The sequence below is a fragment of the Nocardia sp. CC227C genome (genome assembly GCF_030767025.1).
Classification (GTDB): Bacteria; Actinomycetota; Actinomycetes; order Mycobacteriales; family Mycobacteriaceae; genus Nocardia.
The window spans coordinates 73,647-99,360 of the sequence record NZ_JASITE010000011.1; the positions used below are offsets into that span (position 1 = coordinate 73,647).

Here is a 25,714-nt window from a genome sequence, read left to right on the forward strand (position 1 = left end):
GGTCTCCTTTCGCGAAACCTAATTCGCGGAATCGATCTCCGTCAGCTTCTTCGTCAAATCGGCACCGATGGTGGCGATGCGCGGTTCGTCGATGATCTGGAGGTGGTCACCCGGAATGTGGATGATCTCCAGATTCGGGATGTGCTCATCCCAGCCGCCATTCGGACGTCGGTGTGCGTATCGCGGCTCCAGCTCAATAATGCCGTCGTGGTAGCGATCCGCGAGGTAAAGAACCACGTGACCGTCGTAACTCGACGGAGTGATCTTCTGAAGTTCGCGCCCCTCGATCCACGACGTCTTCTGGTGCTCGAGCACACCGCCCGGAATGTCGACGCCCGCGAATTTCACCAGTTCGATGATGATCTGGTACTGCTCCTCGTCGCTGGCGGCCGCCAACTCCTCGATCTGCTCATCGTCGAGTTCGCCCTGGAAACCGTAGGTCTTCTGGGCGAACGCCTGGAAGCGCTTGATCCGAGCCACCCGCGCCTCGGGCGAATTGTCCTCGGGCTCGGTTGGAATCGCGAGGTCGATCAGTCCGACCAGGCGCACATCCGCGCCCTCGGCACGCATGATCTGGGCGACGGACAGCGCGAAGACCGCGCCCAGCGACCAACCGTAGAAAACGTACGGCCCCTCGGGCTGGATCTTGCGGATCTCCGGAATGTACTGTCGGGCACGCTCTTCGATCGAGCCCTCGACCCGTTCGAAGCCGTACATGGGTGTACCGGTCGGAAGACGCTTCAGCAGCGGTTCGTAGACCAGAGTGTTGCCGCCGGACGGATGGAAGACGAAGACCGGCAGAGCATCCGAGCCGGGCTCCCTAGCGCGCAGGGTGCGCACGAAGCCGTCCACGTCGGCCTTGTCCTGGTAGCCACGGACGATATCGGCCATCTTCTCGATGGTTTCGGCGTCGCGCAGCTCGTCGATGTCGATCTGGGCCTTGACGCGTTCCGACAGGCGGGCCGCCAGCTTGGTCATGGTGTCGTCGTCCAGGATCGGCAGAGAGGTGAAGATACCGCCTGCCGATTTGCCGGTCACCACGGCCCAGGTGGCGTACGTCAGGCGTTCTGCGGCGTCGCGCGGGGGAACGTTGTCCTTGTCGGTTTCGGCTGCCGGAGGGGCGGCCTCGACGGTTCCCGTTTGAGAATCGCTCTCGCTCGGAGTGTGCTGCGCTTGCCCACCCTGCGCCCCTGGCGCAGACTGCCCAAGCGCAGCGGTGTCGGCGGACGGCCGGCCGGGCGCGGCGGCGTCGGCGGCGGCGGGCTGTCCCGACACAACGTCATCCGCAGCGGGCCGTCCCGACGCGGCGTCGGACGTGCCGAGGGCGGCGGCCAAGGGGTCCGCGCCGGTGGCCATGGCGGCGCGGGCGGCGGAGACGAAGTCGGCGTCCACGGCGATTTCGCCTTCGCCGGAGGCCTGGCGGGCGGCCAGGGCCGCGACCTCGTCACGGTGCTCGATGGCGTAGCGCAGCACCTTGCCGACCTCGAGCAGGTTGGCGTCGCGGACCGCTTGCACCTGGAGTTGCGGGATGTCGAATTCGTATTCGACGCGGTTCTTGATGCGCATGGCCATCAGGGAGTCGAGGCCCAGTTCCATGAGGGGGATCTCCATGGGGAGGTCCTCCACGGCGTAGCCCATGGATTCGGCGACGATGACGGCCAGGCGGTCCTCGATGGTCTGCGGACCGTTGGGATCCCAGCGCTCGCCCGCGGCCGCGGCCACCGCGACCTCGGCGGGAGCGGACTCGGCCGCCTGCTGGACCGGTTGCGCGGCAACGGGTTCCGGCAGCGGGGCACCGGAGGTCACGACACCGTCGAAGAGCAGCGTGAACGAGTTGCCCGCCTTGGCGTGCACCTGCGCCGCCGCGCCACCCGGATACGGGGTGAGCGTGGTGGTGAGGGTGCCCGACGCCGGAATGGGGCCGTAGGCGTAGGAAGCGCCGGTCCGCACGTCCGAGAGCACCTGCGCGGCAGCGGCTTTCACGAGCGCGTCGAGGTCGGTGACGACACCGGCCTGTACCTCCCACACGTGGCGGCCGTCGGGCAGCGACACATGCGCGCCCGGCACCCGGGTGTTGCCGGAGCCACCGGCCAGAGCCACCTTGGGCCAGTACTCCTTGCGCATGAACGCCGTCCGCGGAATATCCGCGTAGTCGCCCGCGGGCAGCAGCGACGGCAGGTTCACCCGGTGGCCGTTGACGTAGAGCTGGGCGAGCGCGGCGATGACGGCCGCCGACTCGTCCTCCTTGCGCTTCAGCGTCGGGATGAGCGCGGCATTGTGCACGCCCGCCGCGTAGGTGGTGCCCAGCACCTGCATGAGCGCGACGGAATTCGGGGCCAGCTCCAGGAAGGTGGTGATACCGGTGTCCACCGCCTGGCGCACCGCATTGGTGAAGTACACCGAGCCGCGCATATTGGTGACCCAGTAGTCCACATCGTGCACGGGGGCGTGGCCCGCGCGGTACACGGTGTCCTTGTGGGCGGTCGAGTACAGGTCCACCTTCAGCTTGGCCGGCTCGATACCGGCCAGCTCGGCGGCGAGCTCACCCAGCAGCACATCCATCTGGGAGGTGTGGCCCGCGCCGCGGGTCTGCAGCACGCGGGCGAACTTGCCCTGCTCCTCCACCTTGGCGACGATGGCGTGCACCTGATCCGGCGGGCCGCCGATCACGGTGTTGGTCGGCGCGGCGTACACCGCGACCTCCACATCCGGATACTCCGGCAGCATGGCCTCGATATCGGCGGCGCTCAGCTCGACCAGCGCCATATTGCGCACCTGGTCGTCGGTGATCATGGCCTCGCCCTCGCCCATCAGGCGACCGCGCGAGCAGATGACGCGGACCGCGTCCTCCAGGTTCATGCCGCCGGAGATGTAGGCCCCGGCCACCTCACCCTGCGAGTGGCCGACCACGCCCGCGGGCTCCGCGCCGTGCGCGCGCAGCACCGCCGCCAGACCCACCTGGATGGTGAAGGTGCCGACCTGCCCGGTGCCGATATCCCAGTCCTGGGCGTCGTCGAGGATCATCTCCTTGACCGAGTACCCGGCCTCGTCCACCACCAGCTCGTCGACCTGGTCGACGGTCTCGCGGAAGATGCGGTTCTCCTGGTAGAGCTGCTTGCCCATCTTCCGGTGCTGCGCACCGAAACCGGCCATCACCCACAGCGGGCCCTCGGCGGCGGGGGAGTCGGCGGTGAAGACGCCCGCGCCGGGCTTACCGGCGGCGATGGCGCGCAGGCCCGCGATCGCCTCTTCGCGGTTCTTGGCGATGACGACGCCGCGCGAACGCTGGTGGCTGCGCTTGGCCAGCGCCCGCGCCACATTCTCCAGCGGGGTGTCCTTACCCGCGTCGCTCTCCAGCCAGTCGGCGAGGTCGGCGGCGGCGCGCTTGCGGCGCGACGGCAGATAGGCCGACACCGGCAGGATCACCGGCAGCGGCTCGTCACGTTCGGCCCACTCCGGCTCCGGTGCGGCGGCTTCCACCAACTTCTCGGCCTCGGCCAGCACATCGGTGGCCTCGTTGTCGAGACCGGAATTGTCGAGATCGGCGGTGTCGGCGCTCTCCGGAACGGCCGGGGTCGGCACGTACTCCTGGATGACCACGTGGGCATTGGTGCCGCCGAAGCCGAAGCCGGAGACGCCGATGGTGGCCTTGCCGCTGTAGCGCGGGAATTCGGTCGGCTGCTCGACGACCTTCAGATGCGCCTGCTCGAACGGGATGTACGGGTTCGGCCCGGCGAAGTTGATATTGGGCGGAATCACGTTGTGCTGCAACGCCATAATGATCTTGGCGAGACTGGCCGCACCCGCGCCGGACTCCAGGTGACCGAAGTTCGTCTTGGCCGATCCGAGCAGAGCGGGCTTGTCGGCCTCGCGGCCGCGACCCACCACCCGGCCCAGCGCGTCGGCCTCGATGGGATCGCCGATCAGCGTGCCGGTGCCGTGCGCCTCGATGTAATCGACGGTGGAGGGCGCGATTCCGGCATCGCGGTAGGCGCGGCGCAGCACGTCGGCCTGCGCGTCCGGATTCGGCGCGAAGATGCCGTTGGAGCGGCCGTCGTTGTTGACGGCCGAACCCTTGATGACGGCGTAGATCGTGTCGCCGTCGCGTTCGGCGTCGGCCAGGCGCTTGAGCACCACCAAGCCCGCACCCTCGGAGCGCACCATGCCGTCGGCATCGGCGGAGAACGCCTTGATGTGGCCGTCCTTGGCCACCGCGCCGTTGATATCGAACCCGAGGCTGGCCATCGGGGCGAGAATCATGTTCACGCCACCGGCGAGCGCCACATCGGAATCACCGTTGCGCAGCGACCGCACCGCGTCGTGCACCGCCACCAGCGTGGAGGAGCAGGCGGTGTCGATGGTCACCGACGGGCCGCGGAAGTCGAAGAAGTAGGAGACGCGGTTGGCGATGATGCCGGTGGACGCGCCCAGCAGCGCGTACGCCTCGGCCGACAAGGGCACGTTCGGATCGGGTTCCTTACCCAGGCCCAGTGCCGTGACCAGCATGAAGTCGCTGGTCGAGGAGCCGATGAAGACGCCGACCGGACCACCCTTGAGATCGCTGGCGGGAATCCGCGCGTGCTCCAGGGCTTCCCAGGTCAGCTCCATCATGATCCGCTGCTGCGGATCGACCCGCTCCACCTCGATGGGCGACATGGCGAAGAACTCCGCGTCGAAACCCTTCACCACCTCCTGGTCGAGGTAGCCGCCCTTGGTATTGCCGTTCTCGATGGCCGCGCGGGCCTGCGGGTCGGACTTGAACTCGTCCCAGCGGCCCTCGGGCAGTTCACGAATGGCGTCGCCGCCCTTGATGATGAAATCCCAGGTCGACTCCGGCGTGTCCCCCGCACCGGGCAGTCGGGTCGACAGGCCGACAATGGCGATATCGTGCGCCTCGCCCGGCTGATAGCCCTGCGTATAGAAAGCATCGTCCGGCGTGTCCTCCGGCGCGTCCGGCTCACCGTTGATGATGCGCTCAGCGAGGGAGGCGATGGTCGGATGCTGGTAGACGATGGTCGCGTTCAGCACCACGCCGGTGAGATCCTCGATATCACCGCCGAGGGCCAGCGCGTCGCGGGAGGCGAGGCCGAATTCCTCCATCGGGCGGTCCACCGTGATGTTCTCGATGGGCTGACCGGTGGCGTCGGCGACCCAGCGTCGCAACCATTCTCGCAGCTCAGCGACCGACATATCGGTACCGGCGGCCCGTTCGACAGTCGCGGTCGCCTCGGTTGCCGCGGTCTCGATCGTCTCGGTGGGGACGTTGCCCTCGTTCTCAGCCATCAGTTCTTCAAGCTACCTGTCTGCGTCGGGTGCACGGCACTGAATGCAGTGAATGGCGCGGGCCGCACCGGACCCGCGCCATTGCTTCGTGAGACTAGGCCTCACTCCTCGTCTGGTGCATCGGGGAAAGCTTGCTGCGTGTAACCACCACGCAGTGTGCCCTCCAGGTATGCCGCCTTGCACGCGCGGCGCGCGATCTTGCCGCTGGAGGTGCGCGGAATCGAGCCCGCCGGGACGAGCAGGATATCGCGGGCGGTCACGCCGTGCCGCTGCGAGACCGCCGCGCGCACCGCGTCGGCGATCGGCTGCGGATCGGCCTTGCCCGCGCCCGGACCGCGTTCGGCCACGATGACCAGCTGCTCGGACGCGTCGTCGGCGTCGAAGCTGATGCCCGAATGGCTGTCGGCGGCAAAGACTTCGGCGGGCAGCTGGTTCGCCGGGACGGCGAAGGCGGCGACGAAGCCCGGCCGCAGCGCGGTGGACGCCTCCTGCGCGGAGAACTCCAGGTCCTGCGGGTAGTGGTTGCGGCCGTCCACGATCACCAGGTCTTTGACGCGGCCGGTGATGTAGAGCTCGCCGTCGATGTACACGCCGTAGTCGCCGGTGCGCATCCAGTGCGCGTCCGCCGGGGTGCCCTCGGCGTGGCTGCCCTCGGGCAGCCGGCGCACCAGGCGGTTGCGGAAGGTCTTCTGGGTCTCGTCCGCACGACCCCAGTAGCCGATGCCGATATTGTTGCCGTGCAGCCAGATCTCGCCGACGCGGCCTTCGGCCAGTTCCAGCGCACCCTCGGGATCGTCGATGGTCTCGGCGTCGACAATGGTGGCCCACTGCGAATGCGCCACGTAACCGCAGCTCACCTGTGCGATGGAGTTGGGGGTGCCCTGCTCCACCTTCTTCACCCGGCCCGCGTTGAGCTCGTCGCGGTCGACGTAGATGACCTTGGCCTCGTCCTCGTGGCGGGTGGCCGACACGAACAGGGTGGCCTCGGCCATGCCGTAACAGGGCTTGATGGCCGTCTTGGGCAGCCCGTACGGGGCGAACGCCTCGTTGAACTTCTTCATCGAGGAGACCGTCACCGGCTCGGAACCGTTGATCAGGCCGATGACGTTCGACAGGTCCAGGGTCTCGCCGTTGCGCGGGCGGCCGCGCGCGGCGGCGTGCTCGAAGGCGAAATTCGGTGCCGCGGCGAAGGTTCCGGCCCCGTCGGCCACGGCCGCCAGCTCGTTGATCCAGCGCGAGGGACGGCGCACGAACGCCGACGGCGACATGATGGTGATGTACTTGCCGCCCACGGCGGGCAGGATCACCGTCAGCAGACCCATGTCGTGGAACAGCGGCAGCCAGGTGACGCCGCGGGAATTCCAGTTCAGGTCCAGGGCGTGCACCATCTGCAGCAGGTTGGTGCCGACGGCGCGGTGGGTGATCTCCACACCGGCCGGGACGCGGGTGGAGCCCGAGGTGTACTGCAGGTACGCGATGTCGTCCACGGTGATGTCCGGACGCACCCAGGTGTCGCCGACGCTGTCGGGGATGGCGTCGACGGCGATGATGCGCGGACGCTGAGCGGCGGGCAGCGCGCGGAAGAACTGGCGAACACCGGCGGCGGAGGAGCTGGCCGTCAGGATCGCGGAGGGCGTGCAGTCGCCGAGCACGGCGTGCAGACGGTCGGTGTGGCCCGGCTCGTCCGGATCGAACAGCGGCACCGAGATACAGCCCGCGTAGATGGCGGCGAAGAAGGAGATGACGTAATCCAGCCCCTGGGGGGCGAGGATCGCGACCCGATCGCCCTCCTTGGTCACCTGCTGCAGTCGGGCGGCCACCGCGCGCAGCCGCGTGCCGAACTGGCTCCAGGTCAGGTCCTGGTACTCGCCGTCGCGCTCCCGCGAGTAGTCGATGTAGCGGTACGCCAGATCGTTGGCGTCGTTACCGATCGTGTGCTTCTCGACGTAATCGACCAGGGTCCGGCCCTCGGGAATCGTGATCTTCCCGGTTTCGTCCAGGTAGTCGTCGAAAGTCTCGTCCATTCCTTCTCCTCCGAGGCACACGAAGCAGGGGCGGCGATACGGCCGCTGTCACCTGTGAGGCCCCGACTCTCTTTCGCCCGCCGGTGCTCTAAACGTGCAAGAGCCAACCTGCAGAATTCTGTTGCGGTCTGCGCGGTGACCGCCTATTGGCTAGATGTACTCAAACCAGGGACATGTTACAGAGCAGGCGCCGGACCAGTGTCCGGAGCGATCCGATCTACCTGCTCACTCATGTCGCAGCAATGGGATCACCGGTGCGAATGCCTCCATTTGAGTGGGAAATACGCCCACGTAGGACATGGATGTGAGTTGCCGCACCCGGCGGATGTGGTCGGCGATCTGCTCGTGGGTGCCGATCGCCACATACGGTGACGCGAGGATCTGCTCCACCGACAACCGTACGTCCACATCCAGGTTGGGATGCAGGCCCTTGTCGATCGCGTCGAGCGCCATGGCAGCGGCGCGCTCCCGATCGTCGGTGACGATCACGGCCGTGATCGCCCAGTTCAACTCGATCTCCGGGAAGCGCGGCCCGGCCGCCTCCCGGATGATCCGTACCCGCTCGACGGTTCGGTCGAGCGTGATACCGGACAGCAGCATCCGCCCTTCGGGCGTGGTGGGCGGCACCACCGAGATGATGTCGGCGTGCCGGGCCGCCAGTCGCAGCAGGCGCGGTCCGCCGCCGCCGGTGGCCAGCGGGGGACGCGGGCCCTGCCGCGGTCGCGGCGCACCCCTGATCCCCCGCACCCGATAGTGCTTGCCCTCGAAGTGACATTCCTGGCCGCGCAGCAGCACGTCCAGGATTGTCAGGGTCTCGTCCAGGCGCTCCAGCCGCACCGCGGGTGCGTCGAAGTCGATGCCCGCCGCGTCGAAGTCGTCGGCCAGCCAACCCGCGCCCACACCCAGCTCCAGTCGGCCCCGGGACAGCACGTCCAGCGTGGCTGCTTCCTTGGCCAGCACCGCCGGATGCCGAAAACCGTTGGCCAGCATCGAGGTTCCGAGCCGGATTCGGTCCGTGGCCACCGCCAGGGCACCGAGGGCCGCGATCGGACCCACCTGCGGACCCAGGGCGTCGGGCACGGCGAACGCGTCGTATCCGAAATCCTCGGCCCGCTGCGCGAGCTTGATGAACTTGCGCGCGCCGCCTTCGGACGGGTTGCCCTCGCCGGCCGCCGCGAAGCGGAATGCCCGCGGCGGTGTACTCGGCACGGTCTCACGACCGGCCGGTACGGCGACTCCTGTCATTGAACTGATGCTCCTGGCTGAGATCGATTGCTCTGCGCCACCGGGCCTCATCGACCGGCGTCACAATCTCGGAGCACTTTACAGGTTGTGCGCCAAACCACGGGGTCGGTCGGCGGGCGCAAGCCCTCAATGCCGAGGGTTGTTCGCCACGACGGCCCGACCAGGTGGTTCCGGTCACGAATGCGGTGGGTGCGGAGCGCCCTCGATGAGCCCGGCCGCCCAGTTCACCGTCCACTGGGTGGCGGTGGTGCCGCTGTCGTCCACCACGTACCCGTGGTAGAGGCTGTGCACGGGATTCCCGGCCGCGCGCACCAGGGTGCCGACACTGCTGAGGAAGTTGACCGGGTTCAGTGCCTGATCCGGGGAATCACAGATCAGATCGCCCGGAGCGCAGATGGTGTAGGTGCGATCGGCCAGCTCGCCGAAGCCGGGCCGCGGTCCGGTCATGGTGATGCCCGGAACGTTCAGGCCCTTGAGCGCGACCTCCGCGCCCACCCCCGGCGGGGCGTTGCCGACTTCGATGGCCTGCCCCGGCCCGTCGATCCGGCGGCCGTCGGCGATCACGGTCACGCCGAGCACCTTGTCGGCGGGCACCGGGCCCTTGCCGGCGCCGATATCCGCGGCCAGGTCACCGGCGATCACGGCACCCTGCGAGAAGCCCGCGATCACGTAGGTGGTGAGCGGACACTCCCGATGGGTCTGCGCCAGCTTGTCGGTGGCGCGGGCGACGCCCTCGGAACGGCTCTTGTTGTAGGACTGCTGGCCGTCCGGCGGAATGGCGATCGGGTTGGAGAACTGCGCCACGTACGGAACGCTGTAGACCTCCACCCGCTCGTTCGGGAACCGCTCCCGGATCGGGTTGGAGATGTTCAGCATGAGCGAGATCGGATTGGCCGACGGGTTGTAGGGGTCGTCATTGCTGGACGACTCCCAGGTGCCCGGCACCGACAGCATCAGCACGTCCGGACAGGACGCGGGCTGGGAGGTCGGCTCCTTCGGCCCGGGCGGTGTCGGCCCGGGCAGGCGCAGCCGCCCCGCCAGCAGGTACCACAGCAGGATCACCACGACGATGATCAGCGCGACCACCGCCAGGAACAGCAGGCATCCCGCCGGTGCGGACCGGCGTGCGGAGCGGCGGCGCGGGGTCACCGGCAGTAACTCGCGGAGGCGACTTCGTAGTAGATCTTCCCGGCCTCCTCGACCGGCATCTTGCTCGGGTCGAAGGTGGGATCGGAGCCCGCGATGGCGGTCACGTAGGTGATGATCTGGTCCTCGGGCGCGCCTTCGGACTTGCCCTGGCAGACCAGGTTGCCCGCGCTCAGGGCGATATCCGGGGAGGACGGGTGCACGCCGCGCTTGTTCAGTTCCTCGATGAAGGTCTTGTCCTTGTCACTCAGCGCGGGCGCGTCGCTCTGCGGCGTGACGAACTCGGTCGGCACCGGCTGCGGACGCTCGGTGTTCTCCTCCGCCGGTGGCTCGGCCTGGGGCTCGGCCGGGGGTTCGGCCGATTCGGTCGACTGCGGCGACTCGGGGGCGGCCGACTCGGTGGTCGTGGGCGCCGCCGACGAACTCGCCGACGTGGTCGAGGACAGCGTGGGCGTGCTCGTCGCGGTCGAATCGTTATCGCCGCAGGCGGCCAGCAATCCGGCGGCGGCACACGCCGCCACCACGCCGATCACTTTTCCACGGGTCCGTTGCATGAGTTCGCTTCCTCGGATCTATCAGGGCACAAGCGTCCAGGGCACAAGGTCGCCACCAGGCTAGCGGCAAGCTACCGAGAAGTGTTGCCCAGCAAAACGACCCTCATGCGATTCTCAGAGCTGCCACACGCGGTGACCTGCGTCATTCGGCCGCGCGGGCGGATATGACACGGCAAGGGTGTCGACCCGCGGCTCGCACCGGCCGCGCGGAGAATCAGGGCGTGCGCTGAGGCGCGGTCGCCGGGGGGATGTCGAGCACCACCGCCGGGCCGCCGGGGGTCGCCGGAGGGATGTCGAGCACGACGGGAGGCGCGTGGACGGGCTCCGGTTCGGGTGCGGGCATGGCGTCCGGGGCGGCGGCGGCCGGGGCGGGGGTCAGGGGTTGCGGGGCCGCGGCCGGGACCTCGGGCGACGGTGACCCCGGCACCGCGGTGGACGGCTGCGGCACGATGGCCTCGGATGCGGTGGCCTCGGGTGCGGTGGCCTCGGGTGCGATGGCCGGGGTGGACGCGGGAGCCGGGGACGCATCGGGCGGAGCCCCGGGCGCGGCCACCGAGGGTTGCGGCACAGCGGCTTCGGATGCGGCGACGTCGGATGCGACGGGCGGGGCCGCGGGTGCCGCGGCCGGGGCGGCCGGGACCTCCGGGCCGGGCGGCGGGGCGGCCGAGTCCGGCCGCGGCTGGTCGATGGGCGCGGGCGGCGGGCCGGGCAGGGCGATGGGGCGACCGTCGATGGCGACCACCTGGGCCTTGTCGTCCTTGACGACGACCGTGCCGAATTGGAACGTCTGCTGGCTGCCGCCGGGGATCTCGGTTTCGTCGCCGGTCGGGAAGCCGAGCTGACCGTTCTCGAAACCCAGTGCGCCCCAGGCGTCCATGATCGCGCCATTGCGCACGCCCCACGCGCCCGACAGCGGACTCCAGTAGATATTGCCGCCTTCGAACCGGCTCATCCGGCCGAAGTCCTTCAGGCCGACCTCCCCGGCGGTCGGGAAGCCGAAGACGCTGTTCTCGAAGCCGAGCTGGGCGTACTTGCCGAGGATCAGCCCCTGCACCAGATGCGCGCCGGTCGCGGGGCTGAAGTACATCGGACCGTGCTCGAAGCCCTGCACCACGCCGTCCCGGTGCGGGGTGGCCTGCTCGGCCCCGGTCGGATACCCGGCCGGACCGCCCTCGTACCCCAGCCGGGCCCACTCGTCGAGGATCGCGCCGCGCACCGGATGCGCCCCGGTCGCCGGGGTCCAGTAGATGAAACCGTGCTGGAAGGGCTGGAAGCGGCCGCGACCGTCGGGCAGCGCCGCCTCACCGCCGGTCGGCATGCCGAGTCCGGATCCCGGTCCGGCCGTGCCCTGATAGCTGCCGCCGATCATGCCGCCGGTCGGGATCGCGCCGGTGTCCTGCGAATAGAACACCCGCCCGCCGGTGAAGTCCTGGGCGATTCCGCCCGGCACCTGGTATTCGCCGGTCAGACAGCCGCCCAGCCAGTTGTTGGCCTGCACCGCCCCGGCGATCGCGCCGCCCACCGCGCAGTCGGCGGGTGTGGCGTCCACGCCGAGCGCCGCCGCGGCCTGCGGCCAGGACTGCCGCATCTCGAAATCCCAGTACGGCCAGGTATGGGTGCCGGAGGCGCGGTAATTCACCTGCACCGGAATACTGATCTTGTTGAGTTTGGCGACGAAATTCTGCGTCGTCAGCCGCGACAGCACCTCCAGGCCCATACCGGCGTAATTGGTGGTGATGCCCGGAATATCGGAGAGCGGGTCGGTCGCGCCCGCGGTGCCGCTGCCACTGGAGACATACAGGCTGATGTCCTTCAGCTTGTCCGCCAGCTGATACGGATCGTGTTCGGCCCACAGCGGACTCGTGGGCGGCCCGAACATGGCCTCGGAATCGAATCCGCCCGCGTCGCGCATGGCGAAATTCACCGCCTGCGGCATACCGAGCGTGGTGAGGGTCAGGAAGCCGGAGTAGGAGGCGGCGTGGCGCACCCAGCCGGGATTGCGCGCGGCCAGGAACATGGCCGCCGTGCCGCCCATCGAAAGACCCTCCACACCACGCACATTCGTGGCGCGCCACTGGCCCTCCAGCAGCGGCGGGAGTTCCTCGGTCAGGAAGGTCTCCCACTTGTAGTTGTGGCCGTTGTTCGGTTGCAGCCAGTCGGCGTAGAAACTGGACTGGCCGCCCACCGGCAGTACCACGGTGACGTTCTTGTCGGCGAAGAATTCGTCGGCGCTCGCGTCCTTGGTCCAGCCGTTCTCGTCGTCCTGGGCGCGCAGCCCGTCGAGCAGGTACAGCACCGGGAATTTCGCGTCCGGGCGGGTGTTCCAGTCCCGCGCCAGCAGCAGTTGAATCTGCACCGCCTCGTTCATGGCGGGCGAATGCACCCACAGCGCGACTCGCCGGTCGGTCAGCCACACCGCCCGCTGCACGGTCGCCGGAGCCGATACGGCGGCCTCGGGGGCGGCCGCGACCGGACCCGCGATGGCGATCCCCGCCGCCAACGGCAGCAGGGCGACGGCACAGGCGACCCAGCGCCGTACCAATTTCGCCTCACGAACAACACCAGTCACAGGAGTGTTTGTACCTCCAAAACGAGGCAAAGACCGGGAAGACGCGCGGTAATCGGTCCCGGTTGGCGGAAGATGTCCGGCACGGAATGCGCTTTCGGCGCAATTGTGACGCCGCCCGACCCCGCCGATAGACCACGAAAAGCGGCGGCCGACCTCGTTTTCGAGGTCGGCCGCCGCCTGCGTTCCGGTGTCGGACTATCAGACCGGTGTCGGACTATCGGACTCCGACTATCGGACTCCGACTATCAGACTCCGAGCGCGCGCAGAATATCCGGGCGCGCGTTCGCCAGCTGATCGCGCCAGTACAGCCAGGTGTGGGTACCGGTCGCCGGGAAGTCGTAGCGGGCACCGATGCCCAGCTGACCCAGGCGAGCCTGGAAGGCACGGGTGTTCACCAGCGACAGCGCCTCGAGCACCATGGCGTTCCCGGTGTTGAACACGCCGACCGCCGAGGCCGGGCGGTCGTACTGACCCGGCAGCGCGGAACCGGCCGAGATGTACATGGGCAGGTTCTTCAGCTGCGGCGCGAAGACGAAGGGGTCCATGCGCAGCCACTGCGGGCTCCACGGCGCGGCCATCGAGTCCACGTTGAAGCGGCCCGCGTCCAGCATGGCGATGCGGATGGCCTCGCGCATGCCCGGCGCGGAGATGTTCAGGTAGCCCGAGAACGAGGAGGCGTGCTTGAACTGCTCGCGGTGGTAGGCGGCCATCATGAGGGCGGCCGAACCGCCCATGGACAGGCCGGCGATGGCGTTGTTGGTGCGGGAGACGCCGTAGCCCTCCAGGAACTGCGGCAGTTCCTTGGTGAGGAAGGTCTCCCACTTGTAGGTGTACTTCTGGCCGTTGGTGTTCGACGGCGAGTACCAGTCGGTGTAGAAGCTGGACTGACCGCCGACCGGCATCACGACGGTGACGTTGTCATTGGCGAACAGCTGGGGTGCGCCGCCCTCGTCGGCATTGGCCCAGGCATTGCGGTCGTCGCGGGCGCGCATGCCGTCCAGGAGGTACAGCGCGGCGCTGCCGCCCTGGCTGGCCCACTGCACCTGAACCTTGATCGGGCCCATGCTGGACGGGACCATCAGTTCTTCGTAACCGCCCGCCGGGGCTCGCAATACCGGTCCGTGGACGGGGGCGGCGGTAGCGAGCGTCGGGGCCGCCACACCGGCGGCGAGCGGCAGTGCCAGCGCGGCCGCTCCGGCGGCCAGCATCCGCTTGCTCCAACCGCGGGTCGCGCCCCGCCGTCCCGACTCCACCCGCGCGGCGGTCCTGCCGAAACGCATGAATACTGCTCTCTTTCTGCTGTTGTGGCCGGTGCGCTCGAGCCGCTCGCACGGATCCCGACTCTCCGGTGCCAACGACGGCGCTACCACGATGTGGTCACACTTGCGCTCGCTGGACGATATTCGACCGTGATTGCCTTAGCAAGACCGAGCCAATCACGTGGCCGAAATCCGCCCACTCGATGACCGTTATCGTGCGGTGACCTTATCGTGGTTCGCACCAACTGTCGCGGCAAACGGAAAAACGTTACGGCTAACCGATGTTCGCGCTCAGGTCCGGCAGCATCTTCAGGACCTGATCCTGCCAGTAGAACCAGTTGTGGATGCCGTCCGAGGTGTAGTCGAAGTGGGCGTTGTGCGGGCCGAGGCTGTCGAGCCGGGCCTGGAAGGCGCGGGTATTCGCGAGAGCGACGGTCTCCAGGCCCATGGCATTGCCGATGTGGTAGGCGTCGATGGGATGACGCACCTGGTCCCGAGCACCGGGCAGTCCGTTTCCACACGATATCCACAGGCGGGTTCCATTGGCGCGCAGCCGTTCCGCGAAAACGAAGGGGTCGTTGCGCAGCCACAATTCACTCCACGGCGGACCCCACATGGCGTCGATGTTGTAGCCGCCCGCATCCAGCATGGCCGCCCGCAACCCCTCACGCATACCCGGCGCGGAAATATTGAGATAACCGGAATATGATGCGGCATAACGGAACTGATCCGGGTGGTAGGCGGCCAGCACCAGCGCCGCGCTGCCGCCCATGGACAGGCCGAACACCCCGTTGCCGCGCGGGTTGAAGCCCAGCCGGGTGGCGAGCGCATTGCGCAGGTCCTGGGTCAGGAATGTCTCCCATGCGTAGCGCACCTGCTGGCCGTTGGTGTTGCTGGGCGCCACCCAGTCGGAATAGAAGCTGGACTGGCCGCCCACCGGCATCACCACATTGATGTTCCAGGCGGTGAGCACGCGGGAGATATCGGTGTCGACCTCCCAGCCGGACAGGTCGTTGCGGGCCCGCAGGCCGTCGAGGGCGTACACCACGCGCTGGGTATTGCCGTCGGCCGCGCGGAAGATGCGCGACTTGATCGGCCCCATGCTGGAATCCACCCAGAAATCGAAGCCGCCCGGATCGAAGGCGGCCGACGCGGGTGCGCTCACCCCGCCCACCGCCGCCGCCAAGGGGACCGCCAGCGCGGCGACCGCCGCCGCCACCGTCGCACGTATGGAGCCGAGCCCGAACCGCATCACACTTCGCCCTCCGCCGATCATCGTTGACCGCAACCGAAACGCACACGCCTTGCCGCCCAGCTAAGGCGCAGCTACGTTTCCGACCGGCCACGAAACGCCTTCGGTTGCCGAATCGTGATAGTTCGCAAGGGGGCTGAACGAGCGAGAATTCAGCCGATATTCGCCGACAGATCCGGAATCATTCGATACGCCTCGTCCTGCCAATTCGTCCAGGCGTGCAGGCCCACGTTGGGGAACGAATAGACCACGTTCCGGGCCCCCAGCGACATCATGCGCACCTGGAAGGCCCGGGTGTTCGCCAGCGCGAGCGCCTCCAGCGGCGCACCGCGGATCACGCGGTCGGCGGCCACCCCGAACGGTTGCTGGAGGTCCTGCTGCATGGGCACGCCGCTGCCCGCCGCGATCCACAGGCGGGTGTTGTTGGCGATCAGCGTGGGCGCGAAGACGAACGGGTCCATGCGCAGCCACTGCGGCCCCCACGGCGGGGCCATGGAGTCGACGTTGTAGCCACCCGCGTCGACCATGGCGGCGCGGATGGCCTCCCGCATACCCGGCGCGGAGATGTTCAGGTAGCCGGAGAACGACCCCGCGAAGCTGAACTGGTCCGGGTGGTAGGCGGCCAGGGTGAGCGCCGCCGAGCCGCCCATGGACAGGCCGAACGCGCCGTTGCGGTGCGGATTGAAGCCCAGGCGGTCACGCAGCGCCCAGCGCAGGTGGTTGGTCAGGAAGGTCTCCCACTCGTACCGGTAGCTCTTGCCCGGACCGGCCATGAACGCCTCGGTCGCACCCGAACCGGTGACCGAGCCCGCCGCACCGGGCGGCACCCCGAAGAAATTGCTGGGGGCGTTCCAGTCGGCGTAGAAGCTGGACTGGCCGCCGACCGGCATGACCACATTGATGTTCCAGCTGGTCAACACCTGGGCGACATTGGTCTCGATCTCCCAGCCATTGAGGGTCTCCGGGGCGCGCATGCCGTCGAGGGCGTAGACGACGCGATTGGTGTTGCCGTCGGCCGCGCGGAAGATGCGGGATTTGATCGGACCCATGGCCGGGGAGTCCACCCAGAAGTCGAAGCCCGACGGGTCGAAGGCGGCGGCCGCCTGCGGTGCCAGCGGTGCGGAGAGCCCCAGCGGCAGCAATAGCGCCGCCGCGATCCCCAGCACCGATTTCCTCAACCTCGTACCACGCATCGACCTCGACCTCCGTCCGAGCAGTCACCCGCGGCAGCCGCCCCGGGCGTCGTTCCGAGCAGTTCTTCGAGCAGTGCAGATCCATCGAGCGCCGGCAGCGCTCACTTGATCTTCGATACGAATCGAGTATCGGACGTCTGACCGATCCCGTTCCGCGTGTCGCCCCCGGCGAGTCTGTACCGCCTCTCCGCGACTTCGGCGCACGGCTGAGTGCCGTCGACCATCGCGCACGCGTGCCGGCGGTCGTGTGCCAATCCGATTTCGGGCGTACCCGGTGAGTTACCCCGAACCTTGCGAAACAAGTCGTCCCGCGATCACAGCCTCGGTGATCGCGGGACGACTCGGTACTGGGAGCCTCCTAGCCGATATTGGCGGAGAGATCCGGGATCATGCGGTTGACCTGGTCTTCCCAGTTGCGCCAGTTGTGGATGCCGAACGCCGGGAAGTCGTAGTGCACGTTGTTCGCACCCAGGGTGGCCATGCGCACCTGGAAGGCGCGGGTGTTGGCCAGGGCCAGGGCCTCCAGGCCCATGCCGTTCAGGGTGGAGAAGGCGACCGGGTCGCCGTTGGGCAGGCCGCTGGCGGCGGCGATCCACAGGCGGGTGTTGCTGCCGACCAGGCGCGGCGCGAAGACGAACGGGTCCATGCGCAGCCACTGCGGCCCCCACGGCGGGGCCATGGCGTCCACGTTGTAGCCGCCCGCATCGACCATGGCGACGCGGATGGCCTCCCGCATACCCGGCGCGGAGATGTTCAGGTAGCCCGAGAACGACCCCGCGAAGCTGAACTGGTCCGGGTGGTAGGCGGCCAGGGTCAGCGCGCCGGAGCCGCCCATTGACAGGCCGAACACGCCATTGCGGTACGGGCTGAAGCCGAGGCGGTCCCGCAGGGCGTTGCGCAGGTCCTGGGTGATGAACGTTTCCCACTTGTAGGTGTAGCTCTTGCCCGGACCGCCCGCGGCCAGCTGCAACGCGCCCGAGCCCGAGGAGGAGCCCGACGCCGAGCCCGAGGAACCGGAGGAGGAACCGGCGGGCAGGCCGAAGATGGTGCTGGGGGCGTTCCAGTCGGCGTAGAAGCTGGACTGGCCGCCGACCGGCATCACCACATTGATATTGGCGGCGGTGAGGGACCGGGCGACCTCGGTGTCGATCTCCCAGCCGTTCAGGTCCTCGCGGGCGCGCATGCCGTCCAGGGCGTACACGACACGGTTGGTGTTGCCGTCGGCCGCGCGGAAGACGCGCGACTTGATGGGTCCCATGCTGGAGTCGACCCAGAAGTCGAACCCATCCGGGTTGAACGCGGCGGAAGCGGTCCCCGCGCCTGCCACCGACACCCCGAACGGCAGCAACATCGCCAGAGCCACGCCCACTACCGATTTCTTGAACCAGCCGCGGGATCTCCGACGTCTATCCACGCCTCGCATATGTGTGTCCGGCCTTTCGGTCTGTGCCGCCGGACCTTCCCCTGCCGAAAAAGAACTCGGCGGCATCTTGCGCTAACGGCCACGGCGCATGCGGGCATGCGGCCGCGGCGGGCGTTCATCTCGATGAGCGTATCGCGCCCGACGTCACGGAGCGTTACCAAAACGAGATAAAGGTGAGACAACGCACGGTTTGTCCGGAAGTTCGCGTGTCGCGGGCGGCGACACGGACCCGGGCGGACGGTGAACCGTCTACCGCACCCTACCGAGGTCATGGTCCTGACCGTGGGGATGCGGTGAATCACACAATTGTCGTTCATCGCGACCGTCGTCGCGGAGGCCGATACGGAGATCGAACCTCCTCATTCGTTTCCGCTATCGCCGATCCGTCGGCCGGACAACGCGTCGCGCCCCCTTCGCGGCTCGAAGGGGGCGCGGCACGGTCGTTGCTATCGGGGCGCGGGCGGCGGTGTCGTCGGATCCACCAGACCGCAGCGCTGGATCTCGTACTTCGGCACCCGCTCGATGCGGTAGGAGGCGAAGTCGAGGGCATGCTTCAGGTTGTGCCGGAACCGCTCGAAGGTGAGCGGTTCCCGGGACGAGATGAGCAGCGCGACGGTGTCCGGGCAGGACATCGCCGTGCGGGCCTGGGTCACCCACTTCTCGTCCAGGTACCAGGGCATCCACGGCTTCTTGTCCACCATGCCGGCATCGACGATCACCCAGTCCGGATACAGGCTCTTGTCGTGGCCGATGCGGCCGTCGACCAGCCGATCGGTGTGCGCGGCCAACGGGTAGGCCAGGCCCATCGGGTCGATGACCCGCACGTCGAGCGGAACGTTCATGCTGGTCATGCCGAGGTTCAGGAAGAAAACGGTATGTCCGGCGCCGCCGTCGGGAATCGGCTGCGGCGGCGGTGCGATGTACCAGAACATGAACGACGGCGAATTCAGCAGCAGGCCGCCGTTGGGGTTGTTGGCGATGTCGTCGATCATGGCCCGCATGCGCGGGTAGTCGAGGTAGTCCTCGGCCCGGATCGGGTGGTCGTGGCCGGTGTTGAGCACGTAGTACACCCGCTCGTCCACGATGCCCGACGAGTCGATCTTGGTACCGCTCTTGATGGCGGTGGTGTTGCAGGCGAACAGCGCCCAGCCCACGGTGCCGATCCAGGCGGCCACGATCGCCACGAAGACCCAGTCGATCCGCCGCAGCGCCGACTCCGCCGCCGGATCCCACCGCGGCGCGCGCACCGGGATCACCATGACCGGCAGCAACAGCAGGAACAGCTGGGGCAGCAGCACCCGGCCGTGCATGAAGTCGCCGCCGACCCGGATCTGGTACAGCGCGAGCAGGATTCCGCTCACCAGCACCAGCGCCACCACCGCACCGGGGGTGCGCAGCCGGACGCCGACGCGGTGCAGGCGGGCGCGCACGCCCGAAGCCGAGTCCGAGTCCGAAGCCGAGACCGCGGGCGCGTACCGCGACGGCGACACGGTCCGCCACGCCACCACGCCGACGATCAACAGCAGCGCCAGCGGCAGCAGCAGCCAGTACGGCCCCAGCAGATTCCACAGGTACACGAAGCCCTGCCCCCATTTGGCCCCGCCCGCGTCCTTGGCGACCGCGGTATTCGGGTAGGGCAGCCCGTAGTAGCCCATCCGCCAGATCTGGTAGCCCACCGGCAGCAGGCCCGCGACCGCGACGATCAGACCGCGGAACACCATGGGCCGCAGCCGGGTCTCCGGCAGCGGCGCGCAGAAGATCATGAGCAGCGCCAGCGCACCGACCAGCGTCATCTCCGGCCGGACGAGCGGGGCCAGACCGGCGGTGAACACCAGCCCGAAGAAATTGGCCAGCCGCACCCGTTCGGCCTGCGACCAGCGGATCATCCACCACCACAGCAGGGCCAGCCAGAAGATGACCAGGCTGGACTCCAGACCGGAGGTGGCGTAGTCGCGGGCCGGGGGCACCGCGATGTAGACGAGCGCGCCCGCGGGCAGCAGCAGCGCCGAGCCGGCGCCGCCCCACAGCCTGGCCGCGCCGAGCATGGCGAACACGATCGCGCCCACCGACAGGGTCAGCGCGATCGCGAGCACCACGTACTCCAGCCGGATCTGGGTGAGCCAGCTGAAGAACCAGACGATGTAGGTCCAGGCCGTGCTCGTGTTCGTCTCGACGCGCTCGCCCGCGTTGAACACGGGCCCGTTGCCCGCGAGCAGGTTGCGCACGGTACGCAGCACGATCAGGCCGTCGTCGGCGATCCAGCGCCGCTGCCAGCCGCCGACCGCGAACAGCGTGGCGGCCAGCACGATCCCACCGGCGAATGTGGCGCGGGATAGTCGCGTGAAGCGGCGCGCCGACGCGTCGGCATGCCGGGACCGCCCGACCGGCAATGCCCGCGTCGGGTTGTCCTCGTCTTCTTCCCGCACTTGTCCCGCTACCACATCAGGTGAGATAGACAGCGACACCTACCGCTCCGATCCAGGCGATTGCGAGGAACTGGAGGACCCTGTCCCCCAGGGCGATCTCTTCGGGCTCACCGGCTTCACCGCCGTCGACGTCTACCGCGTACCGCATGATCGCGACGGTGAACGGGATCATCGAGATGGCGAACCACTCGGTGTCCTTGGCACGCCCCTGTTCGAACGCCCACAGACCGTAGAACACCACCACGGCGGTGGCGGCGAGGGTCCAGACGAAACGCAGGTAGGTCGGCGTGTAGTACTGCAGCGACTTGCGGATCTTGGCGCCGGTGTCGAGCGCGATCTTCAATTCGGCATAGCGCTTGCCCGCCGCCATGAACAGCGAACCGAACGCCATGATGAGCAGGAACCACTGCGACAGCGCGATATCCGCCGCCGCGCCGCCGGCCACCGCGCGCAGCAGGAAACCGGAGGAGACGATGCAGATATCGAGCACGGCCTGGTGCTTGAGGCCGAAGCAGTAGGCCAGCTGGATGCCGATGTAGACGGCCATCACCACGGCCAGATTCCAGGAGGCCACGAACGACAGCAGGATCGAGCCGACGAGCAGCACCGCCGACAGCGCGTAGGCCAGATTGACCGGCACCACACCGGCCGCGATCGGCCGGTAGCGCTTGGTCGGATGCGCCCGGTCGGCCTCCACGTCGAGCGCGTCGTTGACCAGGTAGATGCCCGAGGCCGCGAGGCAGAACACCACGAACGCGATGCCGACGTGCCAGATGACCGTCCAGTCGCCGATCACCAGATCACCGGCGGCGGTCTTGCCCGCGGCCAGCGGCGCGGCCAGGACCAGCACGTTCTTCACCCACTGGCGCGGGCGCGCGGCCTTGATCAGACCGCCGGCCAAGGTCTTCGGCGGACCCTTGACGACCGCCTCGTCCAGGTCGGTGCTGGTCGGCTCTTCGCTCATATCAACGTCGGCTCTTTCCTGTGTCGTCACTTGGCGAGTCTCTTTTCGGCGGCTAGCACTGCGGCGGCTGATGCGGCGCCCAGCGCGGAACCGGCGAGCACGTCGGACGGGTAGTGCACTCCGAGGACGACCCGGGAGAGCAGCATCGGCGGGACGAGCACCGCAGGCAAGGGTAGCCCGGTGAGCCTGCCGAGCAACACAGCCGCCGCGGTCGTGGATGTCGCGTGCGAGGACGGGAAGCTCAGTTTGCTCGGGGTCGACACATTGACCTGCACCGACGGGTCGTTGGGCCGCGGGCGGCGCACGATCCGCTTGATCACCACCGAGGCCGCGTGCGAGCCGAACGCGCCGACCGCGACCCCGGCCCACTGGCGGCGGCGCTTCCGGTCGACCAGCGCTCCGGCCGCGCCGATGGCCATCCAGCCCAGTGCGTGCTCACCGAAGTGCGACATGCCGCGCGCCGCCCTGATCACCCGCGGAGTCCCGATCCGGCTCTGCACCGCGTTGATGATCGCGACCTCGGCGGGCGGCCGGGGCTGATCGCAGCAGCCGCCGCCGCAGCAACCGTCCTGCTCGGCCACCGCGAGCCCGGCGCGCTCGGATGCCACGTCGGAGATGGGCAGCTCACGGTCGGGGCCGGGCGGCTGGGGGGCGGCGGTCACGGGCGCTCTCCTGAGTTCTCGGTGGTCTCAGCGTTGTTCGTGGTGTCGGCGTGCTGCGTGGTGCCGATGCCGAAGACGTTCTCCCATGCGGCCTTGCTGGTCAACCACGGATGCGCGCGACGATACTGTTCGCGCACCTCGGGGAAGCGCTCGGCCAGCTCCTTGCGCAACCGCATGGCTTCCCGGAAGAGCTCCAGGGCCCGGCGCGGATCACGCTTGCGGTACACCACGCCGCGGCCGTCGGCGGTGGTGACGGTGACGCCGTCGACCTGCGACAGCAGGAACCAGCGGGCGTCCAGGGTGGGCACGTTCAGCTGCGGGGTCTCGTGATGCCGCGGCTTGGCCTTGCGGAAGTTGTGCAGCACTCCCTTGCCGAGCCGGGCCACCTTGGCGATCGGGTTGGCCGGTTCGCCGACCGCGCCGACATCGGCGTGACTGGCCAGCGGCAGTTCGGTGGAGGACGGCAGGATCACCGCGTCCGGATACTGCTGGCGCATGGCGTGCACCTTGCCCAGCGCGGTGGGCAGCAGGTCGAACAGCTTCTCCGGACCGGCCAGGTAGTCGCGGATCGCCTCGTTCTGGATGGCGACCGTCGAATACTCCAGGCACAGCAGGTGTTTCAGGGTGGCCTTGACCGTATTGACCACCATGGGGCGGCCGTCATTGGGCAGATGCAGCGAGGCCACCACGAGGCGGTTGCGCAGGTGGAAGTACGCCTGCCAGTCGATGGCGTCGTCCTTGTCGCTCCACGCCATGTGCCACACGGCCGCACCCGGCAGGGTGACGGTCGGGTACCCGGCCTGGCGGGCGCGCAGGCCGTATTCGGCGTCGTCCCACTTCAGGAACAGCGGCAGCGGCTGCCCGATCTCCTCGGCCACCCGGCGCGGGATGACGCAGGTCCACCAGCCGTTGAAGTCCACATCGATGCGGCGGTGCAGCAGTTTGGAGTTGTCGCGGTCGCGCAGCGGGTTCTTGGCGAAGTCGTGGTCGTATTCGACATTGGGGGCCGCGGTCCACATGAAGATGGAGCGGTCCACCACCTCGCCCATGACGTGCAGGTGCGAGCGCTCCTGCAGGTTGAGCATCTGCCCGCCGGTGAGGATGGGCGATTTGGCGAAGCGCGAGAAGGCCAGTGCGCGCAGGATGCAGTCCGGCTCGATCTCGATGTCGTCGTCCATGTAGACGATGTACTCGGCGTCGGTGGTCTTCAGCGCCTCGTACATGACCCGGCTGTAGCCGCCGGAGCCGCCCAGGTTGGGCTGGTCGTGGAAGGTCAGCCGGTCACCGAGAGCCGTTGCGGCCTCGGCGAATCCGGGCTCGTCCACCACCTTGCGGGTGCCCTGGTCGGGAATGATGACCGCCCGGATCTTCTCCAGCACCAGCGGATCGGAACCAAGGGCCGCAATGGTTTTCACCGCGTCGCCGGGCCGGTTGAAGGTGGGCATGCCGATGGCGATGCTGCCCGCGCCCGGGGCCTCGACGGGTGCGTACCAGCCGCCACCGCGCAGGTCCACGGCGGTGTCGGTGGTGATGTCGAACCAGATCCAGCCGCCGTCCTCGAACGGGGCCAGCTCCACCTCGAATTCCACGGTGGTGGATTCGGTTCCGCTGGAACTGAACTCGTCGCCTCGCACGTGGATGCGGGAGCCGTCCGCCTTGGAGCGGTAGACGTCCACGCGGCCGTGGCCGGAGAGGTCCAGGCGCAGCACCATCGACGTGAGCACCGACCAGCGCCGCCAGTAGCTGGCGGGCACGGCGTTGAAGTAGGTGCAGAACGACACCTCGGACTCCGCGCCGATGGACAGCGAGGTCCGCGTCGGCGCGTGCGCGCGCCGGGCATTGGTGTCGGACTCCTCGAGGTAGAGCTTGCGCACGTCGAGGGGCTCACCCGGCCGGGGCAGGATGATGCGCTGCAGCAGCGATTTCGCGCGGGTGTCGGTGGTCATCTCTTCCAACATCACGTGGGCGGTCATTCGGCGGTGTCCACCAGCGGCGCACCGGACTCCAGGTGCGGGCGCAGCACATTGTCGAACATGTTCAGCGCGCTGCCGATGGCCATGTGCATGTCCAGGTACTGGTAGGTGCCCAGGCGGCCGCCGAAGAGCACCTTGGCCGCGGCGGTCTCGGCCTTGGCGCGCTCGCGGTAGGCCAGCAGTTTGGCGCGGTCGTCCGGGGTGTTGATGGGGTAGTACGGTTCGTCGCCGGTCTGCGCGAAGCGCGAGTACTCGCGCATGATGACCGTCTTGTCGGCCGGGTAGTCGCGCTCGGGGTGGAAGTGGCGCGGCTCGATGATGCGGGTGTAGGGCACGTCCGCGTCGTTGTAGTTCATCACCGAGGTGCCCTGGAAGTCACCGGTGTCCAGGTGCTCGGTCTCGAAATCGATGGTGCGCCAGCCCAGTTCGCCTTCGGCGTAGTCGAAGTAGCGGTCCAGCGGGCCGGTGTAGACGACGGGGGCGTCCGGATTCCGGTCGCGGATCTCGTCGCGCACCTCGAACCAGTCGGTGTCCACGCGCACCTCGATGAGGTCGGATTCGGCCATCTTGGCCAGCCACGCGGTGTAGCCGTCCTTGGGCAGGCCCTCGTAGGTGTCGTTGAAGTAGCGGTTGTCGAAGGTGTAGCGCACCGGCAGGCGGGTGATATTGCCCGCGGGCAGTTCCTTGGGGTCGGTCTGCCACTGCTTGGCGGTGTAGTCGCGGATGAATGCCTCGTAGAGCGGGCGGCCGATCAGGGAGATGGCCTTTTCCTCGAGGTTGGCCGCGTCCTTGGTGTCGATTTCGGCGGACTGCTCGGCAATGAGCTTGCGTGCCTCGTCCGGGGTGAAATAGCGGCCGAAGAACTGCGACAGCAGGCCGAGGCCCATGGGGAATTGGTACGCCTGGCCTTTGTGCATGGCGAAGACGCGGTGCTGGTACCCGGTGAACTCGGTGAACTGGTTCACGTAATCCCACACCCGCTTGTTGGAGGTGTGGAAGAGATGGGCGCCGTACTTGTGGATTTCGATGCCGGTTTCCGGGTCCGCCTCCGAGTACGCGTTGCCGCCGAGGTGGTAGCGGCGTTCGACCACCAGCACCCGCTTTCCCAGCAGGTTGGCGGTGCGTTCTGCGATGGTCAACCCGAAGAAGCCGGAGCCGACGACGATGAGATCGAAGGGGGATGCGACGGTCACGGGAGCCCAGCGTATCGGAAGTCCGCGCGGTAGCTGGGTGGAGCCGAGTACTCCGTTCCGCGCTAGGCCGGACGGGGCCGGTGAACAGGCGGAAAGATGACAGGCGGGTGGCGCTCCACCCGGAGCGCCACCCGCCTGTCGTCCTGCCCGGTACCGGCCGAATTACTCGTCGCCGCCGCCACCGGGGGTGCTTCCGGCACTGCCGGTGATCAGCGCGGTGAGCACTTCGGTGAGCTGCGACGCGGAACCGGTGCCACCGGCGCCGCCGTCGCCCTCATCCGCGGTCGCCAGACCCGCACCCGCGATCATGATTCCAGCGGCCGCGAAAGCGGCGAAACCGGCGGCAGCAAACTTCTTCATATAAATTCCCCTTGGGATGCGTTCTCCCACCGCGCGGGGAGAACTCCGGCCCCCCGCCAGGTGATCGGAGTCGTGATCGATTCCGATGACGAAACTGATATCACATTCCGATGATGCGGCACCATCCGCGATTCCACTCGACGCTACGAAAGGGTTGCCATCGCATTGCAGCATTTCGGTCGACTGCC

General features: G+C 68.2%; 15 protein-coding genes and 1 pseudogene. All 16 read right to left on the minus strand.

Annotated elements, in window-relative coordinates; genetic code table 11:
* Nucleotides 1–18: 18 nt before the first annotated feature.
* Nucleotides 19–5,283, minus strand: coding sequence for a polyketide synthase Pks13 (gene pks13, locus QMO76_RS22365; protein ID WP_306363282.1), 5,265 nt, complete (start codon nucleotides 5,281–5,283; stop codon nucleotides 19–21).
* 101 nt (nucleotides 5,284–5,384) lie between these two features.
* Nucleotides 5,385–7,307 carry a long-chain-fatty-acid--AMP ligase FadD32 gene (gene fadD32, locus QMO76_RS22370; RefSeq protein ID WP_306363283.1) on the minus strand — a complete coding sequence of 641 codons (1,923 nt, stop codon included), beginning with the start codon at nucleotides 7,305–7,307 and terminating at the stop codon, nucleotides 5,385–5,387.
* A gap of 225 nt (nucleotides 7,308–7,532) precedes the next feature.
* Entirely contained in the window at nucleotides 7,533–8,552 is a 1,020-nt protein-coding gene (locus QMO76_RS22375; RefSeq protein WP_306363284.1) for an LLM class F420-dependent oxidoreductase, read from the minus strand.
* A gap of 174 nt (nucleotides 8,553–8,726) precedes the next feature.
* The gene (locus QMO76_RS22380) at nucleotides 8,727–9,707 is read right to left on the minus strand and encodes a cutinase family protein (RefSeq protein ID WP_372342053.1); all 981 of its coding nucleotides are present in this window, start codon (nucleotides 9,705–9,707) and stop codon (nucleotides 8,727–8,729) included.
* A complete protein-coding gene (locus tag QMO76_RS22385) occupies nucleotides 9,698–10,252 on the minus strand; it encodes a DUF732 domain-containing protein (RefSeq protein ID WP_306363286.1) in 555 nt (184 codons plus the stop codon). Before QMO76_RS22385 ends, QMO76_RS22380 begins: the two co-directional genes overlap by 10 nt.
* Before the next feature lie 739 nt (nucleotides 10,253–10,991).
* Nucleotides 10,992–12,794: pseudogene (locus QMO76_RS22390) on the minus strand (alpha/beta hydrolase-fold protein); the annotation flags it as partial.
* A gap of 272 nt (nucleotides 12,795–13,066) precedes the next feature.
* On the minus strand, nucleotides 13,067–14,101 hold the full coding sequence (locus tag QMO76_RS22395; RefSeq protein WP_306363287.1) for an alpha/beta hydrolase family protein: 1,035 nt from the start codon (nucleotides 14,099–14,101) through the stop codon (nucleotides 13,067–13,069).
* A gap of 253 nt (nucleotides 14,102–14,354) precedes the next feature.
* Nucleotides 14,355–15,332, minus strand: coding sequence for an alpha/beta hydrolase family protein (locus QMO76_RS22400; protein ID WP_306363440.1), 978 nt, complete (start codon nucleotides 15,330–15,332; stop codon nucleotides 14,355–14,357).
* A 152-nt stretch (nucleotides 15,333–15,484) separates the two neighbouring features.
* On the minus strand, nucleotides 15,485–16,525 hold the full coding sequence (locus tag QMO76_RS22405) for an alpha/beta hydrolase family protein (protein WP_306363288.1): 1,041 nt from the start codon (nucleotides 16,523–16,525) through the stop codon (nucleotides 15,485–15,487).
* Nucleotides 16,526–16,883: 358 nt separating this feature from the next.
* Nucleotides 16,884–17,948 (minus strand): alpha/beta hydrolase family protein, encoded by a 1,065-nt coding sequence (locus QMO76_RS22410; RefSeq protein WP_306363289.1) that lies wholly within the window; start codon nucleotides 17,946–17,948, stop codon nucleotides 16,884–16,886.
* A gap of 446 nt (nucleotides 17,949–18,394) precedes the next feature.
* Nucleotides 18,395–20,389: a flagellar motor control protein ZomB gene (gene zomB, locus QMO76_RS22415; RefSeq protein ID WP_372342043.1), complete on the minus strand. Its 1,995-nt coding sequence runs from the start codon at nucleotides 20,387–20,389 to the stop codon at nucleotides 18,395–18,397.
* 1 nt (nucleotide 20,390) lies between these two features.
* The gene (locus QMO76_RS22420) at nucleotides 20,391–21,338 is read right to left on the minus strand and encodes a decaprenyl-phosphate phosphoribosyltransferase (protein WP_306363290.1); all 948 of its coding nucleotides are present in this window, start codon (nucleotides 21,336–21,338) and stop codon (nucleotides 20,391–20,393) included.
* 26 nt (nucleotides 21,339–21,364) lie between these two features.
* On the minus strand, nucleotides 21,365–21,919 hold the full coding sequence (locus QMO76_RS22425) for a phosphatase PAP2 family protein (RefSeq protein ID WP_306363442.1): 555 nt from the start codon (nucleotides 21,917–21,919) through the stop codon (nucleotides 21,365–21,367).
* A 77-nt stretch (nucleotides 21,920–21,996) separates the two neighbouring features.
* Nucleotides 21,997–23,973 carry a glycosyltransferase gene (locus QMO76_RS22430; RefSeq protein ID WP_306363291.1) on the minus strand — a complete coding sequence of 659 codons (1,977 nt, stop codon included), beginning with the start codon at nucleotides 23,971–23,973 and terminating at the stop codon, nucleotides 21,997–21,999.
* Entirely contained in the window at nucleotides 23,970–25,166 is a 1,197-nt protein-coding gene (glf, locus tag QMO76_RS22435; RefSeq protein WP_306363292.1) for a UDP-galactopyranose mutase, read from the minus strand. Before glf ends, QMO76_RS22430 begins: the two co-directional genes overlap by 4 nt.
* Before the next feature lie 162 nt (nucleotides 25,167–25,328).
* Nucleotides 25,329–25,526, minus strand: coding sequence for a hypothetical protein (locus QMO76_RS22440; protein WP_306363293.1), 198 nt, complete (start codon nucleotides 25,524–25,526; stop codon nucleotides 25,329–25,331).
* Nucleotides 25,527–25,714: the final 188 nt, after the last annotated feature.

Excerpts from the sequence above, each read along its gene's own strand:
- QMO76_RS22410 (WP_306363289.1), bottom strand. The coding sequence starts at position 17,948 with ATGCGAGGCGTGGATAGACGTCGGAGATCCCGCGGCTGGTTCAAGAAA.
- QMO76_RS22440 (WP_306363293.1), bottom strand. The coding sequence starts at position 25,526 with ATGAAGAAGTTTGCTGCCGCCGGTTTCGCCGCTTTCGCGGCCGCTGGA.
- pks13 (WP_306363282.1), bottom strand. The coding sequence starts at position 5,283 with ATGGCTGAGAACGAGGGCAACGTCCCCACCGAGACGATCGAGACCGCG.
- QMO76_RS22385 (WP_306363286.1), bottom strand. The coding sequence starts at position 10,252 with ATGCAACGGACCCGTGGAAAAGTGATCGGCGTGGTGGCGGCGTGTGCC.
- fadD32 (WP_306363283.1), bottom strand. The coding sequence starts at position 7,307 with ATGGACGAGACTTTCGACGACTACCTGGACGAAACCGGGAAGATCACG.
- QMO76_RS22400 (WP_306363440.1), bottom strand. The coding sequence starts at position 15,332 with ATGCGGTTCGGGCTCGGCTCCATACGTGCGACGGTGGCGGCGGCGGTC.
- QMO76_RS22420 (WP_306363290.1), bottom strand. The coding sequence starts at position 21,338 with ATGAGCGAAGAGCCGACCAGCACCGACCTGGACGAGGCGGTCGTCAAG.
- QMO76_RS22395 (WP_306363287.1), bottom strand. The coding sequence starts at position 14,101 with ATGCGTTTCGGCAGGACCGCCGCGCGGGTGGAGTCGGGACGGCGGGGC.
- QMO76_RS22375 (WP_306363284.1), bottom strand. The coding sequence starts at position 8,552 with ATGACAGGAGTCGCCGTACCGGCCGGTCGTGAGACCGTGCCGAGTACA.
- QMO76_RS22405 (WP_306363288.1), bottom strand. The coding sequence starts at position 16,525 with ATGCGTGGTACGAGGTTGAGGAAATCGGTGCTGGGGATCGCGGCGGCG.
- QMO76_RS22430 (WP_306363291.1), bottom strand. The coding sequence starts at position 23,973 with ATGACCGCCCACGTGATGTTGGAAGAGATGACCACCGACACCCGCGCG.